The sequence below is a fragment of the Mycobacteroides sp. CBMA 271 genome (assembly GCF_009729205.1).
Classification (GTDB): domain Bacteria; phylum Actinomycetota; class Actinomycetes; order Mycobacteriales; family Mycobacteriaceae; genus Mycobacterium.
On record NZ_VTHB01000003.1, the window covers coordinates 151,965 to 165,576 of the forward strand.

Annotated in this window: 17 protein-coding genes; 6 read left to right on the forward strand and 11 right to left on the reverse strand. The window is 64.4% G+C overall.

The genetic code is table 11. From position 1 onward, the window contains the following. The first annotated feature begins 146 nt into the window (after nucleotides 1-146). Complete coding sequence (locus tag FZI91_RS09395) at nucleotides 147-1,469, forward strand: acetyl-CoA hydrolase/transferase family protein (RefSeq protein ID WP_155938759.1); 1,323 nt, start codon at nucleotides 147-149, stop codon at nucleotides 1,467-1,469. 2 nt (nucleotides 1,470-1,471) lie between these two features. Here the strand turns inward: FZI91_RS09395 and FZI91_RS09400 are convergent, their stop codons facing one another. Further along, on the reverse strand, nucleotides 1,472-2,107 hold the full coding sequence (locus tag FZI91_RS09400; protein ID WP_155938760.1) for a DUF3060 domain-containing protein: 636 nt from the start codon (nucleotides 2,105-2,107) through the stop codon (nucleotides 1,472-1,474). 113 nt (nucleotides 2,108-2,220) lie between these two features. On the opposite strand from FZI91_RS09400, the gene FZI91_RS09405 reads away from it, so the two are divergent. Further along, the gene (locus tag FZI91_RS09405; RefSeq protein ID WP_155938761.1) at nucleotides 2,221-2,610 is read left to right on the forward strand and encodes a VOC family protein; all 390 of its coding nucleotides are present in this window, start codon (nucleotides 2,221-2,223) and stop codon (nucleotides 2,608-2,610) included. 35 nt (nucleotides 2,611-2,645) lie between these two features. Beyond that, nucleotides 2,646-3,029, forward strand: a complete 384-nt coding sequence (locus FZI91_RS09410; RefSeq protein ID WP_162525462.1) for a hypothetical protein — start codon at nucleotides 2,646-2,648, stop codon at nucleotides 3,027-3,029. 33 nt (nucleotides 3,030-3,062) lie between these two features. Here FZI91_RS09410 and FZI91_RS24205 read toward each other — a convergent pair whose 3' ends face one another. The 4 genes from FZI91_RS24205 to FZI91_RS23675 all read right to left on the reverse strand — a co-directional run bounded on the left by FZI91_RS24205 (nucleotide 3,063) and on the right by FZI91_RS23675 (nucleotide 5,481). Continuing rightward, the gene (locus tag FZI91_RS24205) at nucleotides 3,063-3,677 is read right to left on the reverse strand and encodes an LGFP repeat-containing protein (RefSeq protein WP_155938763.1); all 615 of its coding nucleotides are present in this window, start codon (nucleotides 3,675-3,677) and stop codon (nucleotides 3,063-3,065) included. Between the two features lie 127 nt (nucleotides 3,678-3,804). Further along, complete coding sequence (locus tag FZI91_RS09420; protein WP_155938764.1) at nucleotides 3,805-4,293, reverse strand: hypothetical protein; 489 nt, start codon at nucleotides 4,291-4,293, stop codon at nucleotides 3,805-3,807. Then, the gene (locus tag FZI91_RS09425) at nucleotides 4,286-4,873 is read right to left on the reverse strand and encodes a hypothetical protein (protein ID WP_162525491.1); all 588 of its coding nucleotides are present in this window, start codon (nucleotides 4,871-4,873) and stop codon (nucleotides 4,286-4,288) included. The genes FZI91_RS09420 and FZI91_RS09425 overlap by 8 nt, the downstream gene beginning before the upstream one ends. 164 nt (nucleotides 4,874-5,037) lie before the next feature. Then, nucleotides 5,038-5,481, reverse strand: coding sequence for a lipoprotein LpqV (locus FZI91_RS23675; RefSeq protein WP_309224041.1), 444 nt, complete (start codon nucleotides 5,479-5,481; stop codon nucleotides 5,038-5,040). A gap of 190 nt (nucleotides 5,482-5,671) precedes the next feature. Here FZI91_RS23675 and FZI91_RS09435 point away from each other — a divergent pair, with 190 nt between their 5' ends. After that, nucleotides 5,672-6,241: a cysteine dioxygenase family protein gene (locus FZI91_RS09435; protein WP_155938766.1), complete on the forward strand. Its 570-nt coding sequence runs from the start codon at nucleotides 5,672-5,674 to the stop codon at nucleotides 6,239-6,241. Next, complete coding sequence (locus FZI91_RS09440) at nucleotides 6,238-6,606, forward strand: rhodanese-like domain-containing protein (RefSeq protein WP_155938767.1); 369 nt, start codon at nucleotides 6,238-6,240, stop codon at nucleotides 6,604-6,606. The genes FZI91_RS09435 and FZI91_RS09440 overlap by 4 nt, the downstream gene beginning before the upstream one ends. Before the next feature lie 11 nt (nucleotides 6,607-6,617). On the opposite strand, the gene FZI91_RS09445 is transcribed toward FZI91_RS09440, so the two are convergent. From FZI91_RS09445 to FZI91_RS09470, 6 genes are read right to left on the reverse strand one after another with little or no spacing between them, the layout of a single operon-like run. Continuing rightward, complete coding sequence (locus FZI91_RS09445) at nucleotides 6,618-7,115, reverse strand: MarR family winged helix-turn-helix transcriptional regulator (protein WP_155938768.1); 498 nt, start codon at nucleotides 7,113-7,115, stop codon at nucleotides 6,618-6,620. 4 nt (nucleotides 7,116-7,119) lie between these two features. Next, entirely contained in the window at nucleotides 7,120-7,893 is a 774-nt protein-coding gene (locus FZI91_RS09450) for an enoyl-CoA hydratase (protein WP_155938769.1), read from the reverse strand. Next, nucleotides 7,890-8,771 (reverse strand): 3-hydroxyisobutyrate dehydrogenase, encoded by an 882-nt coding sequence (gene mmsB / locus FZI91_RS09455; RefSeq protein WP_155938770.1) that lies wholly within the window; start codon nucleotides 8,769-8,771, stop codon nucleotides 7,890-7,892. Before mmsB ends, FZI91_RS09450 begins: the two co-directional genes overlap by 4 nt. Further along, nucleotides 8,768-9,799: an enoyl-CoA hydratase/isomerase family protein gene (locus tag FZI91_RS09460; RefSeq protein WP_162525463.1), complete on the reverse strand. Its 1,032-nt coding sequence runs from the start codon at nucleotides 9,797-9,799 to the stop codon at nucleotides 8,768-8,770. Before FZI91_RS09460 ends, mmsB begins: the two co-directional genes overlap by 4 nt. Then, complete coding sequence (locus FZI91_RS09465; RefSeq protein WP_155938771.1) at nucleotides 9,796-10,944, reverse strand: isobutyryl-CoA dehydrogenase; 1,149 nt, start codon at nucleotides 10,942-10,944, stop codon at nucleotides 9,796-9,798. The genes FZI91_RS09460 and FZI91_RS09465 overlap by 4 nt, the downstream gene beginning before the upstream one ends. Before the next feature lie 11 nt (nucleotides 10,945-10,955). Further along, nucleotides 10,956-12,461 (reverse strand): CoA-acylating methylmalonate-semialdehyde dehydrogenase, encoded by a 1,506-nt coding sequence (locus FZI91_RS09470; RefSeq protein WP_155938772.1) that lies wholly within the window; start codon nucleotides 12,459-12,461, stop codon nucleotides 10,956-10,958. Nucleotides 12,462-12,766: 305 nt separating this feature from the next. On the opposite strand from FZI91_RS09470, the gene FZI91_RS09475 reads away from it, so the two are divergent. Continuing rightward, a complete protein-coding gene (locus tag FZI91_RS09475; RefSeq protein WP_162525464.1) occupies nucleotides 12,767-13,612 on the forward strand; it encodes a Bax inhibitor-1/YccA family protein in 846 nt (281 codons plus the stop codon).

Here is a 13,612-nt window from a genome sequence, read left to right on the forward strand (position 1 = left end):
TGCCCGGCGCGCGGCAGCGCTGTCGGGTATCCGGAGCTTACTCCCGTCGTCCTCTCAGAATATGGGCTTATGTGGGGGTTTTTGGCCAAACACGCGCCCGCTCGCAACGTCGACCGCCGAGCACCAGTTCATGCAAGATTGGTGCCATGCCACAGGAGCTCACCGCAGAACAAGCCGCTGCATTGTTGGAACCAGTCGATACGCTCGGTATCCCTCTGGGCCCCGGTCAGCCCCCGGCCTTGCTGCGCGCTCTCGGCGTGCGCCAGGATTGGACGGATCTGCGGGTGTATGGCGCGCTGCTTGCGGTTGGCACCGAACTATTCTCCCGACCTGGTGTGCACTATCTATCCGGCTTCTTCGGTCCGATCGAGCGTGCGCTGCGAGACATGGGCGCCGATATCGAGTTCGCGGCTGCGGACTTTCGTCGGTTTGGGCCGTTGCTTGAGCGCCAGTCGCCACGGGTGATGACGACCGTCGCGACGCCGCCGGATGCCGACGGCTGGTGCTCTCTCTCGCTACATGCGGGCGGGACGATCGGTGAATTACGCCGTGCGGGCGAAGATCCCGAGCGACTGCTCATCGTCGAAGTCTCGGACGGTTATCCGCGCACATCCGGTTTCGGGGAGCAGCATCGCCACGCGCTGCACGTCGACGAGATCGATATCTTGGTGTCTTCGACGGACGCACCGCTCGCGTTGCCCGGGGGCGATGCGGGGCCGTCGGATGTCGATCGGGCCATCGCGCAGCACGCCGTCGCATTCATCGGATCGGGGGCGACGTTGCAAACCGGAATCGGCGCCATTCCCAACCAGATTGCGACGTTGTTGGCCGAGGGGGACGGCGGCGGCTATGGGCTGCACAGCGAGATGTTCACCGACGGCTGCATGCAGCTGCACCGCGCCGGCAAGATCACCAACACCGGCAAGGGGCAGTACGACGGCGTGAGCGTGACGACCTTCGCGTTCGGGTCACCGGAGCTCTACAAGTGGCTGGACGGCAACACCGAAGTTGCGTTCCTGCCGGTCGAGATTGTCAACGCGCCGGAGGTGATCGCCGCCAACAACGACATGATCTCGATCAACGGTGCGCTCGCGGTCGACATCCAGGGGCAGGTGGTCGCCGACACCATCAACGGGGCACAGTTCAGTGGAATCGGCGGTGCCGAGGACTTCGTGGCGGGGGCCGGGCTGGAGCTGTCGGACCGTTCGCTGATCTGCCTGCCCTCGACGTTCGAAAAGGATGGCGTGCTGCAGTCGCGCATCGTGCCGTGGTTCGGTCCGGGTGCCGTGATCACCACTCCGCGGCACCAGGTCGATGTGGTTATCACCGAGTACGGCGCCGCCGAGTTGGAAGGCAGGACGGTCCGCGAGCGCGGCGAGGCACTGGCGGCCATCGCGCACCCGCAGTTCCGAGAGGCCCTCTTGGCGGCTGCCGAACGCGCGTCGAACGGCCGTTCACCGGTCAGCTGACGTCAGCCCTGCTCCACGGTGTTGTTGCTACCCGACTTGCTGACATCGGGTTCTCCGGACTGGAACGTGACCTTGTTGTCGAAGCCCGAGACGCCGATCTTCCCCGCGGTGCCCACGGTCACCACGTTCTCAACGCCGGATACCGTGAGGGTGTCGCAATTGCCTTCGATTTCAACGGTATTGGAGACCCCACTGACGTTGATCGAGCACTCGTCACACGTCACCATGACGTGCTTGTGCGTGCCGGAGACGCTGTACGTCGACCCGGGCGGCACGAATGTGGGGCCAGGAACCGAGGTGGATGACGGCGTCAGGCTTGTTCGCGTCGGAAGCCTCACGATCGTTGAACGCGTGGGGCGCGCCGTCGTCACGCTCGAGCTTGTCGAAACATCGTGGGGGATAGTCGGTTTGGCGGCGTAGAAGGCGATTCCCGCACCTCCTGCGGCGAGCGCCGCCGCGAAGACAGCGAACCGCCGGCCATTCTTGGGGACGGAAGGGCGCGGCATCTGCGTCGTGCCGTACACCGGCGGCGGATAGGGGCTCTGGCGGGGGACGCCCAGCTCCGACGTTCGGGTCCGCTCGCTCAGCGAGCGTTCCAGCTCCCGGATTCTGGCTTCGGGGTCACCATCCGGCTCCATCGACAGATGGTCGCACACTGGATCCCGCGCAAATAGTGTCTTCGGGCGCGACCGCTGCCCCAACTGTGGCCATCTGGAACTATTCGCGGGCAAGTGGTTATAGCCTCGAACTCATGACCTCGCCCGACGTTGTGGCGGCCGAACCACAACTGTTCGTGACCGACTTGGAGCGTGCCATCGGCTTCTTCGTCGACAAGCTTGGTTTCGAGGTGGCGTTCACCTACGGCGAGCCGCCCTTCTACGGCCAGGTGCGGCGCGGCGGCGCGAACTTGAATCTACGCAAGGTCGCCGGTCCCGTGTATGACAGCAATTTCCTTGCCACAGAACGTGATCCGCTGTCTGCGGTGGTCACGGTGTACAAGCTTGGGCCACTCCATGAGGAGTATCGGGTAGCGGGTGTGGACTTTCACCAGCCGATGCAGACCGAGGCGTGGGGGAGCGCCACCTTCATCGTGAAAGACCCCGACGGGAATCTCATCCTGTTCTCCGGCGCCGAAATCTGAAGCAACTCTCGCCTTCTAGGCCGTCGGCGGTGACAATGGGCGGCATGCAATTGCCAAACTCGTTCGACGGGCTCGCGACCGACAACGGTAAGTCCATCGTCTATGGCGAGCCGTATGCGACGGCAGACGGCACCATGGTCATCACCGTTGCCAAGGTGCGCAGCCGCGGTCGCGGCCCAGACGGTGAACCTTTGGAAACACTGGCCAGACCGTTGGGTGTGTTCGCCGTCAAAGACGGGAACGCCCAATGGTGTCCGGCGTTTAACGCTGACCGAGCCTCGACGTTGGGCATAGTCACCGGACTGCTGGCGGCAGTGTTGGGACTTGCGGCCGTCATCCGTCGGCCTCCGTGGCCAGATCTCACTCTGCCTGGTTGGTCGCCTGCGGAGAATCCGCATTGGGGCCGCGGCGGACGCTGACCGCTCAGCGCGCCCGCCGCCGCACCCAATCCGCTACTTCTGTGTGACGGTCTCCTTGAAGGTTCCGTCGCCCTGATTCAGCCAGGTGATGGAGCCCTTCTGGAATTCGCCGATCCAGCCGCCCTTGGCGACGTCGGGTCCGCCGGCCGTCTCGGCCTCGTCGGCGGTGGGGAAGCCGAGCTCACCACCCGCTGCGCCCTGGGCGGTGTACACCTTGAGGATTTCGCCCTGCACCAGGTGCGCACCGGTGGACGGTGAGCTGAAGATGGTGCCCTTGGCGAAGGCCTGCACCGTGCCGTCGCCCACCTTGTCGGGCTGTCCGGTCGGTAGGCCGAGCTTCGCCTCTCCGCCGGCCTTGGTGTACGCCTCGGCGACCGACGGCTCCAGCGTCACATCGCCGACACCGGGCACATTGACAGTGGACGGCGCGCCCGCGACGACGGACGACACCGCACTGCTGGCCGACGAGGCGGCACTCGATGCGGCGCTACCACCAGCACTGATAGCCGACGATGCGGCGCTTGTCGCACTCGACACCGACTCTTTAGCGGCGTTTCTGTCTTCTTGAGAACACGCGACGATGACCGCCGCTGATAAGGCCACGACGGAAACCGCGCCTGCTGCTCGTTTCATCAGATTGGTATCCATGATCTGAACGTAACAACCTAGACGCGGCCTCTAGGTGGGTTTTTCGATGTTCATCCAGTGGTCATCCATCGATTTCGGTGCAAAAGGGTGCGCTCACCGCACACAGACGCACCGAAATCGCAGAAACCTAGGAGGCGGGAATCAGCTCGCAGACGTAGTCACCGACGTCGATGTGCACGTCGGCCGCCTCCGGCACCACGGGAGTGGGCACGACATTGAGCTGAAACTGTTCGCGACCAAAGTCGTCGGAGGTTCCGGGCCACTGTTCCTGCAGGATGTCGCTGATCAGGCCCGCGACGGCGGGCTCGGTGACACGGTACGTCTCGGCCTGGCAGAACTTCGAGTACACCTCGGTGACCCGGATACGTGCCTTCTCGATGGGCAGCGTGCCCAGGTCATCGCCGGACTCGGGATCGCGCACGGCGGTCCCGGTCGCGCCGATCACAGAGAAGATCATCCCGACCTCGACGCCGGCGTCATCACCCTTGTTGACCAGCACCGAGTAGCGGTCGACGATATCGGCGACCTTCCCGATGATCGGGTCGATTGGTCCCTCCGTGGCGTCGGCCTCCACATCACCAGCCGATTGCTCTGCTGGCTTCGTCTCTTCAGGCATTGCCCACGCCGACGGTGTAGTTGTTCGGCCGCGAGGCGGTCTCGATCTTTTGCCGTTCGGGCTGCCCGGCGGTCTCCGCGGACGCGAAATCGGTCTTGGCCTTGGCCACCGCGGTGCTCGACACATTCCCCGACTCGCGCAGGGCCTGGAAGGCATGCCGCAAAGTCAGCCGGCTGATCGTCAGCGCAAGGTTCAGGGCGCTGGATGCGGACTGCTTGTTGCCCTCATTGAGGTCGTTGGACGCGGACGCGAGGTGCTTGTCCACGTCCATCATGCCCTGCAGCGTCACCATCGTCGCGTATGCCGACTGTCCGACATTGCGGTCAAGGTTGTTGCTCTGCTGAATGCGGTGATAGAGATCGGCAATCAAGATCCCCGCGACCAGGGCGAGCAGTGGAGTGACGATGCCCTGAACGAATCGTGCGAGTTCGGCGTCGCTAGCCGTGAAGCCGATAACCGCCGCGACGATGGTTGCGACAATTGCCGTCGCGACGATCGTCCAATGCACTAGCGAGGGCTTCGGTGGAAGCTTTTCTGAGTTTGCCAACGTCGTTACCGTCCGTTCGGTGAGTGGACACATTCCCTGCATCCGTGACCCCAAGAGCACTGACCGGAGCATGCTAGCACCGCGCTCAGGTTCATCCAAGGTGAGGTTACGGACAGTACTCGATATTTGCTGAGTGGCCCGATCGTGTCGGGTTTGCTGAATTCTGTTGAATCGCAAAGGATTTTCTGGTGCGGTCCTCAGCACTGCTGTTCGGCGGCGGCATTCGTCGCGACGATCACCGCAGCTTGCCGGTCTGCAGGCAGTTCATGCCAGGACTTGTGGAAGGTCCCGGGTCCGACACTCGCGGAGCCCTGAATAGACCCCAGGTATCCCTCCACGAGCTGTGCGGGGCCGTCCTGCTTCCCGGTCATCCAGTCGGCCGCTGCCCGACAGGCCTGGTAGTACTCCTCCTCCAGGGAGCTGGGCGCGGCATTTACGGACGTCGTGACGCCCGCCGGGGACAGTCCAGGGCCGGACGCCGGGGGTTGGGCGGCGGGCGTCTCAAGCGGGGTGGTGGTGCTGGCCGGGGGGTTCGGTGCCGTCTTGTCTGTGTTCTCGTCGGAGTTCGACGAACACGCCGCACCGATCAATGGGACGCAGAGGGCCATCAGAGTCGCGGCGATGCGAGTTGGAACGGTCACCACACCAAACTAGCAAGTGCCTACCAGCGGCAACATTTACTCACTCAGAGCTTTTGCTCGGAGGGGAAAACCGCTGGAAAACGCCGGTACGATGTGAGCTGTGATGGGACACAGAGGCTTTCAGGGGTGTTGTTGCGGCTAGCGCTGCTAGTCCTCGGCCACCACTGCCCCTTCCATCGATTGAGCTTTCATGACCTCTGCATCCGTCCTGGATCTGCGCCGGTTGGGCGCCGGATCCTCACCCACCCGACTGCGAGTACCGGACCTGCTGCGCATCACCGATGAGGGTGCCGACGACGCCCTGCGCGGACGTTTCGACCATCTACTGCCCAAGGGTGGCCTTCCGGTCGACGAGCGATGGGCCACCCGCATTCACGCCGACGACGAACTCGACGTCTGGCTGATCAGCTGGGTACCCGACAAGTCCACCGAGTTGCACGACCACAGCGGATCACTCGGCGCGCTCACCGTGCTCAGCGGCTCGCTACACGAATACCGCTGGGATGGAAGCCAACTGGTGCGTCGCGGGCTGGATGCGGGCGATCAGGCAGGGTTTCCGCTCGGGTGGGTGCACGATGTCATGCGCGCTCCCCTGAAGTCGCGCGGCGCACCGGTTCCTGCCGAAATCGGACCCACCCTGAGCGTGCACGCCTATTCGCCGCCGCTGACCGCGATGTCGTATTACGAAGTGACGCAGGCCAACACATTGCGGCGTAGCCGAACCATCCTCACCGACGAGCCCGAGGGGCCGGCGGCATGACGGTCCACGATCTGTTGGCCTCCGCGCGTGGGCGGCTGCGTCGCCTGCCCGCCGACGAGGTGCCCACTGCGCTGGGGCGCGGCGCGCGGCTGGTGGACATCCGGCCCGCGGCGCAACGGGCCATCGAGGGTGACGTGGTGAACGCGCTCGTCATAGAACGTAACGTCCTCGAGTGGCGCCTGGACCCCGAGAGTGATGCGCGCATCCCGGAGGCCGGCAATCACGATGTCGAATGGATCATCCTGTGCCAAGAGGGCTATACGTCCAGCCTGGCCGCGGCCTCCCTGCAGGACATCGGTCTCTATCGCGCCACCGACGTCATCGGCGGGTATCAGGCTCTCAAAGATAGGGGCATCTTCATCTAGCCCCGAGCTTTTCAGCCGAAGTCGCCCGCGTCACGCCGCAGATGCGTCAGCACGGACACCAGCGTGCGCGTGCGCGACGGTGACAGTCCGATCTGAGAGAAGACCTTGGCGTTGAGATCGCCGGATGCCACCGCGCCGAGTTGACGCCCGACATCGGTGATCTCCACCAGTGTGCCGCGACCGTCCGTCGGATTCGGCACGCGTCGCACCAGCCCAGCTTCCTCCAGCCGGTCCACGGTATTGGTCACCGACGTGGGATGAACCTGAAGGCGCGCACTGGCTTTCGCCATCGGCATGGATCCGGCGCTGCTGAAGGACAGCAGCATCAGCAGCTCGTACCGTGAGAACGTCAGGCCATGCGGGCGCAGTACGTCTTCGACCCGGGCCAACATGATCTGATGCGCCCGCATCACCGAGGTCACCGCGGCCATCCCGTCGGCGACCTCGCCCCAGCCGCTCTCAACCCAATTGCGATGGGCCTCGTCGACGGGATCGAACGGGAGATTCATGGCGCTACTTGTGTGTGAAGTTAGCCGGACGCTTTTCGGTAAACGCGGCCATGCCTTCGGACTGGTCGGCCGTCGCGAATGCCGAGTGGAAAATCCTGCGCTCGAACAACAATCCCTCGGCGAGGCTGGACTCGAAGGCGCGGTTGACGGCTTCCTTGGCCATCATCGAGGCCGAGAGCGACATCTCCGAGATGGTCTTGGCGACGGCCTTGGCCTCGTCGAGCAGGCTCTCGGTGGGCACCACGCGCGACACCAGCCCGCTGCGCTCGGCTTCGGCGGCGTCCATATTGCGGCCGGTGAGAATCATGTCCATGGCCTTCGCTTTGCCGATGGCCCGGGTGAGCCGCTGCGAGCCACCCATGCCGGGCAGCACCCCAAGCTTGATTTCGGGCTGACCGAACTTGGCGTTCTCGGCGGCGATCAGGAGATCGCACATCATGGCCAATTCGCATCCACCGCCGAGGGCGTATCCGCCCACCGCGGCGATCGTCGGGGTGCGCACGGCGGCCAACTTGGTCCAGGCGGCGAAGAAGTCGGAGCCGAACATGTCTCCGAACGACTGATCGGCCATCTCCTTGATATCCGCGCCCGCCGCGAATGCCTTCTCGCTACCAGTGATCACGATGGCGCCGATGCCGTGGTCGGCGTCGAATTCGGCTGCAGCGGCCGTAACCTCGTTCATTACCCGCGAATTCAGTGCGTTGAGCGCCTTGGGGCGGTTCAGCGTTATGAGACCGACGCGTTCGATGCGCTCGGTGAGGATGGTTTCGAAAGTCATGATGCTCCTTGGATTCGCGAGAAGATCGCCGAGAAGTCTAGGCCTGAGCCACCGGTGGAATTGAAGTCGTCGTAGATATGCGCCGCAGCAAGCCCCAACTGTGCATCAACTCCATTGGCGCGTACCGCATTCGCGGCCAGCCCCAGATCCTTGGACATCAACGCGACCGCGAATCCGGGGGTGTAGTCGCGGTTGGCCGGGCTGGTCGGGACCGGGCCGGGAACCGGACAGTTGGAGGTCAGTGCCCAACACTGGCCCGAGGCATTGGCGGCGACGTCGAATAGCGCCTGATGGGTCAGCCCGAGTTTCTCGCCGAGCACGAAGGCCTCACTGATAGCGATCATCGATACGCCGAGGATCATGTTGTTGCAGATCTTCGCCGCCTGCCCGACGCCGGGGCCGCCGCAGTGCACGACGCGTTTGCCCATCACCGCGAGAAGCGGTTCGGCATCTGCGAATACGGAGTCTTCGGCACCCACCATGAACGTCAGCGTGCCCGCGGTGGCTCCGGGAACTCCGCCGGATACCGGGGCGTCGGCGAATCGGTGTCCGGCGGTGGTCGCGGTCTCGTGAGCGGCGCGGGCATCGGCGACGTCGACGGTGGAGGAGTCGATGAACAACGTGCCGGGACGCGCTGCCGGCAACAGTTCCTGATAGGCGGCCAGTACGTGCTCACCCTTGGGCAGCATGGTGATCACCACGTCGGCCGTCGCGGCGGCCTCGGCGCCGGATTCCGCCAACGGCACCCCGGCCTCGGTGGCAGCGGCGCGTGCCTGCTCGGACAGGTCGAAGGCGGCCACGGCGTGCCCGGCCTTGGTGAGGTTGGCAGCCATCGGTAATCCCATGTGGCCCAAGCCGATAAACGCGACGTTCGTCATGACCACTCCAAATCGTCGCTGACCGGTTGGAAGAATGCGTCGATATCGGCCGTGGTGACCGCGGCGAGCGTCTTCGGATCCCACTGCGGGTTGCGGTCCTTGTCGACCAGCTGAGCCCTGATGCCCTCGACGAGATCATGTGACCGTACCGACTGGCTGGACACCCGATATTCCTGCGTGAGAACCGCCTCCAGCGACGGCAGTTCCCGAGCCCGCCGCACCGCCGTGAGCGTCACCGACAAGGCGATGGGTGAGCGGGTCAGGATCTGGTCGGCCGCTGCGCGCGCCCGCTCATCGCCATGCGCCTGCAGCGCCGCCACGATATCTGCGACGGTCTCCCCGGAGTAGCACTCGTCGATCCAACTACTTTGGGCTAGAAGGTCGCTCGCGGGAGCGGCAGTGGAATGCACGGCCAGCGCGGTGGCGATATCGCTGTCGACGATCGCCTTGGTGAACTTGTCGAGCCGATCATGCGGCACGTAGTGATCGGCGAATCCCAGCGCGATGGCGTCCGCACCGGAGAATGGGGCGCCGGTGAGCCCGGCGTGCAGCCCGAGCTGGCCGGGCGCGCGGGAGAGCAGGTAGGTCCCGCCCACATCCGGGATGAATCCGATGCCCACCTCCGGCATGCCGACCTTGGAGGTGTCCGTCACGACGCGGGTGTTGGCATGCCCGGCCACTCCCACCCCGCCGCCCATCACGATGCCATCCATCAGCGCCACATACGGTTTCGAGAACCGGCCAACTTGAGCGTTGAGTTGGTACTCCTCGCGGAAGAACCGGCGGGCCACCACGCCGTCGATCTTGGCGCTGTTGTGGATCTCCACCACGTCGCCACCTGCACAGAGGCCGCGTTCTCCGGCCCCGGACAGCACCACGGCGCGCACCGCGTCGTCGGCCTCCCACTCCGTCAAGGCCCTCGACATCGCGTTAATCATGTCGTTGGTCAACGAGTTGATGGCCTTGGGCCGGTTGAGCGTCAGCAGCCCGACGCCGTTCTCGACTCGGGTCTCGATTTGGTCCGTCACGCCGACAGCCCCTGTTCTATGAGCTTGCGGGACACGATGACTCGCATGATCTCGTTGGTTCCTTCCAGGATTTGGTGCACCCGTAGGTCACGCACGATCTTCTCGATGCCGTACTCGGCCAGGTAGCCGTAGCCGCCGTGCAACTGCAACGCCTCATTGGCCACCGTGAAACCTACGTCAGTGGCAATGCGTTTGGCCATGGCGCACAGCTCTGCCGCGCGAGGATCGGTCTCCTGTACGGCGGAGGCCGCTCGCCACACCATGGTGCGGGCCGCCTCCAGCTCGGTGGCCATATCCGCAAGCCGGAACTGCAACGCCTGGAACTTGATCAGCTCGTCGCCGAATGCCTTCCGGGTGCGCAGGTATTCGATGGCCTTCTCGAGCGCTGAGCGTGCACCACCAAGTGAGCATGATGCGATGTTCAGTCGGCCGCCGTTGAGGCCGCGCATCGCGATGGTGAATCCGATGCCTTCCTCGCCGATCCGGTTCGCCACCGGCACCCGCAGATCCTCGAAGACGACCTGCGCGGTGGGCTGAGCATGCCAGCCCATCTTGCGTTCGGGGGGTCCGAAGGACAGCCCGGGCGTGTCCTTGGGCACCACAATCGTGGAGATGCCCCGTGGACCGGGCCCGCCGGTGCGCGCCATCACCACGTATAGGTCCGCGGCTCCGGCGCCGGAGATGAACTGCTTGACGCCGTTGAGCACGTACTCCTCGCCGTCGCGCACCGCCGTGGTCCGTAAGGCCGATGCGTCGCTTCCGCATTCGGGCTCGGTGAGGCAGTAGGCCCCGAGCGTCTCCATGGTGCACATCGAGGGCAGCCATCGTTGACGCTGCTCGTCGTTGCCGAATTCGTCGATCATCCAGGCGGCCATGTTGTGGATGGAGATGAACGCCGAGATGGCGGAGCATCCGGTGGCCATTGCCTCGAAGATCAAGGAGGCGTCCAGCCGGGTGAGTCCGGAGCCGCCGACGTCGGGATTGATGTAGATGCCGCCCATGCCGAGCGCCGCAGCCTTCGGGAACACCTCGACCGGAAAGTACTTGTCGCGGTCCCAGTCCAGGGCGTGTGGCGCGATGTGAATATCGGCAAATTCCCGTGCTGTATTCCAGATTTCGCGCTGCTCTTCGGTCAGATTGAACATGGACAGTCAGCTCAGTCCATGGTCGGAATGACGAAGGAAGCGCCTTCTTTGATGCCAGAAGGCCAGCGCTGCGTCACCGTCTTGGTCTTGGTGTAGAACCGGATGGAATCGGGACCGTGCTGATTGAGGTCGCCGAATCCGGAACTCTTCCAGCCGCCAAAGGTGTGGTACGCCACCGGAACCGGAATGGGCACGTTCACGCCGACCATTCCGGTATTGACCTTGGCGCAGAAGTCGCGGGCGGTGTCGCCATCACGAGTGAAGATCGCGACGCCGTTGCCGAACTCGTGCTCCGACGGCAGCCGCACGGCCTCGTCGTAGTCCTTGGCGCGCACCACCGACACGACCGGGCCGAAGATCTCTTCCTTGTAGATACGCATGTCGGATGTCACGTGATCGAAAAGCGATGCACCGATGAAGAATCCGTCCTCGTGGCCATCGACCTTGAGGTCACGGCCATCCAGCACCAGTTCGGCGCCCTCGGCGACCCCGATGTCGATGTAGTCACGCACTCGCTTGAGGGCGTCCGCGCCGACTAGCGGGCCGAAGTCGGAGGTCGATTCCAGCGACGGGCCGACCACGAGCTCGCGGGCACGCTTGGCGAGACCGTCGACGAGCCGTTCGGCGGTCGCCTCACCGACGGGCACCGCCACCGAGATCGCCATACAGCGCTCGCCGGCCGAGCCGTACCCGGCCCCGATCAACGCGTCGATGGCCAGGTCGATATCGGCGTCCGGCATGATGATCATGTGGTTTTTGGCGCCACCAAAGCATTGGGCGCGTTTGCCATTGGCGGTTGCCGTCTCGTAGATGTACTGGGCGATCGGGGTGGATCCGACGAATCCGACCGCGGCGATACGCGGGTCGTGCAGCAGTGCGTCCACGGCGGTCTTGTCGCCGTTGACGACGTTGAAGATGCCGGGTGGTAGGCCCGCCTCGAGAAACAGCTCGGCAAGGCGCAGCGGCACCGACGGGTCACGCTCAGAAGGCTTGAGGACAAAGGCATTTCCGCACGCGAGCGCCGGGCCTGCCTTCCAGAGCGGAATCATGGCGGGGAAGTTGAACGGGGTGATGCCCGCGACCACGCCGAGGGGCTGGCGCAGCGAGTACACGTCGATACCGGTGCCGGCGCCGCTGGTGAACTCGCCCTTGATCAGGTGGGGGATCCCGGCGGCGAATTCGCAGACCTCAAGGCCGCGTTCGATATCGCCCTTGGCGTCGGGGAGGGTCTTGCCGTGCTCCTGGGACAGCATCGCGGCGAGATCATCGATCTCGGCGCGGACGAGGTCGATGAACTTCGCCAGCACCCGCCCGCGTTGTTGAGGGTTGCGGGCTGCCCATCCCGGCTGAGCTTCCGCCGCATTGGAGATAACCGATTGGACCTCGGAAACGTTCGCGAGCGGGACCTGCCGCACGGGCTTGCCCAACGTCGGGTCGTAGACGTCGGCGTAGCGGCCGGAGGTACCGGGAACACGCTGACCGGCGACGAAATGTGTCAATTGCGGTAACGAACTCATGGTGTAGCCCCTTGGGAAAGAGTTGGTCGGTGTGTCCAAATCTAGTTGGACATCCACGTAATGTCTAGTAGGACTTCCTGCTAAATCTCCGACTGTTCACAGGGATCTCACAGGGATTTGCCACTACGGCCGTTGCCTGGCGGTAAGGTGGCCTGACGATGTGGCCGGACAGTCTCGGGGACCTGGGCGAAAGCGCGGAACTCTTGCACTTGCCTGCTCGTTGAATCACCAGTTGACTCGTATAAGGACGTCATCCACGGACGCCGCATGTAGCGGTACCGCACTTCCAGGAGAGGATCACGACGGTGCGAACCACCAGCAATCCCATTCTAAAGTCGCTGCCCCAGCGTGAGGGTGGCGGTTACGCGCAGTTCGGTGCAGGTGCGGCCGGCGCCGGCGCCATGATGGGCCAGCAGATGAGGCAGGACCCGTACACCGCCTACCCGGAGGCGCAGGCCGGTGTCTCGCGGCCGTTGACGATCGACGATGTGGTGACCAAGACGGGTATCACCCTCGGCGTCATCATCGCGGTCGCCATCGCATCTTACTTCCTCGTTAATGCCAACAATGCGCTGGCGCTGCCGTTCCTGCTGGTCGGCGGGCTCGGCGGCCTGGTCATGGTGATGATCGCGAGCTTCGGGCGCAAGCAGGACAGCCCGGCGATCGTGCTGAGTTACGCGGCGCTCGAGGGTCTGTTCGTCGGTGCGATTTCCTTCGCTATTGCAGTCCCGGTGGCCGGGGCCAACGCCGGCGCTTTGATCGGTCAGGCGGTGCTCGGCACCGTCGGCGTGTTCATCGGCATGCTGTTCGTGTACCGCTCGGGTGCCATCCGCGTCACGCCCAAGTTCCAGCGGATGCTGTTCGCGGGATTGGTCGGCGTCGTGGTGCTGGCGCTGGGCAACGTCGTGCTCGGATTCTTCGGCGTCAACATGGGCCTGCGTGATGGTGGCCCGATCGCGATCATCTTCTCGCTGGTCTGCATCGGCCTGGCGGCATTCAGCTTCCTGGTCGACTTCGATGCGGCCGACCAGATGGTGCGAGCCGGTGCGCCGGAGAAGGCAGCCTGGGGCATTGCCCTCGGCCTGGCCGTCACCCTGGTCTGGCTCTACGTCGAGATCCTGCGACTGCTGAGCTACTTCCAGAACGACTAG

Coding starts and splice junctions, on each gene's coding strand:
- FZI91_RS09470 (WP_155938772.1), bottom strand. CDS start 12,461: ATGAGTTCGTTACCGCAATTGACACATTTCGTCGCCGGTCAGCGTGTT.
- FZI91_RS09440 (WP_155938767.1), top strand. CDS start 6,238: ATGACGGTCCACGATCTGTTGGCCTCCGCGCGTGGGCGGCTGCGTCGC.
- mmsB (WP_155938770.1), bottom strand. CDS start 8,771: ATGACGAACGTCGCGTTTATCGGCTTGGGCCACATGGGATTACCGATG.
- FZI91_RS24205 (WP_155938763.1), bottom strand. CDS start 3,677: ATGGATACCAATCTGATGAAACGAGCAGCAGGCGCGGTTTCCGTCGTG.
- FZI91_RS09435 (WP_155938766.1), top strand. CDS start 5,672: ATGACCTCTGCATCCGTCCTGGATCTGCGCCGGTTGGGCGCCGGATCC.
- FZI91_RS09450 (WP_155938769.1), bottom strand. CDS start 7,893: ATGACTTTCGAAACCATCCTCACCGAGCGCATCGAACGCGTCGGTCTC.
- FZI91_RS09395 (WP_155938759.1), top strand. CDS start 147: ATGCCACAGGAGCTCACCGCAGAACAAGCCGCTGCATTGTTGGAACCA.
- FZI91_RS09425 (WP_162525491.1), bottom strand. CDS start 4,873: ATGTGTCCACTCACCGAACGGACGGTAACGACGTTGGCAAACTCAGAA.
- FZI91_RS09400 (WP_155938760.1), bottom strand. CDS start 2,107: ATGGAGCCGGATGGTGACCCCGAAGCCAGAATCCGGGAGCTGGAACGC.
- FZI91_RS09405 (WP_155938761.1), top strand. CDS start 2,221: ATGACCTCGCCCGACGTTGTGGCGGCCGAACCACAACTGTTCGTGACC.
- FZI91_RS09410 (WP_162525462.1), top strand. CDS start 2,646: ATGGGCGGCATGCAATTGCCAAACTCGTTCGACGGGCTCGCGACCGAC.
- FZI91_RS09465 (WP_155938771.1), bottom strand. CDS start 10,944: ATGTTCAATCTGACCGAAGAGCAGCGCGAAATCTGGAATACAGCACGG.
- FZI91_RS09420 (WP_155938764.1), bottom strand. CDS start 4,293: ATGCCTGAAGAGACGAAGCCAGCAGAGCAATCGGCTGGTGATGTGGAG.
- FZI91_RS09445 (WP_155938768.1), bottom strand. CDS start 7,115: ATGAATCTCCCGTTCGATCCCGTCGACGAGGCCCATCGCAATTGGGTT.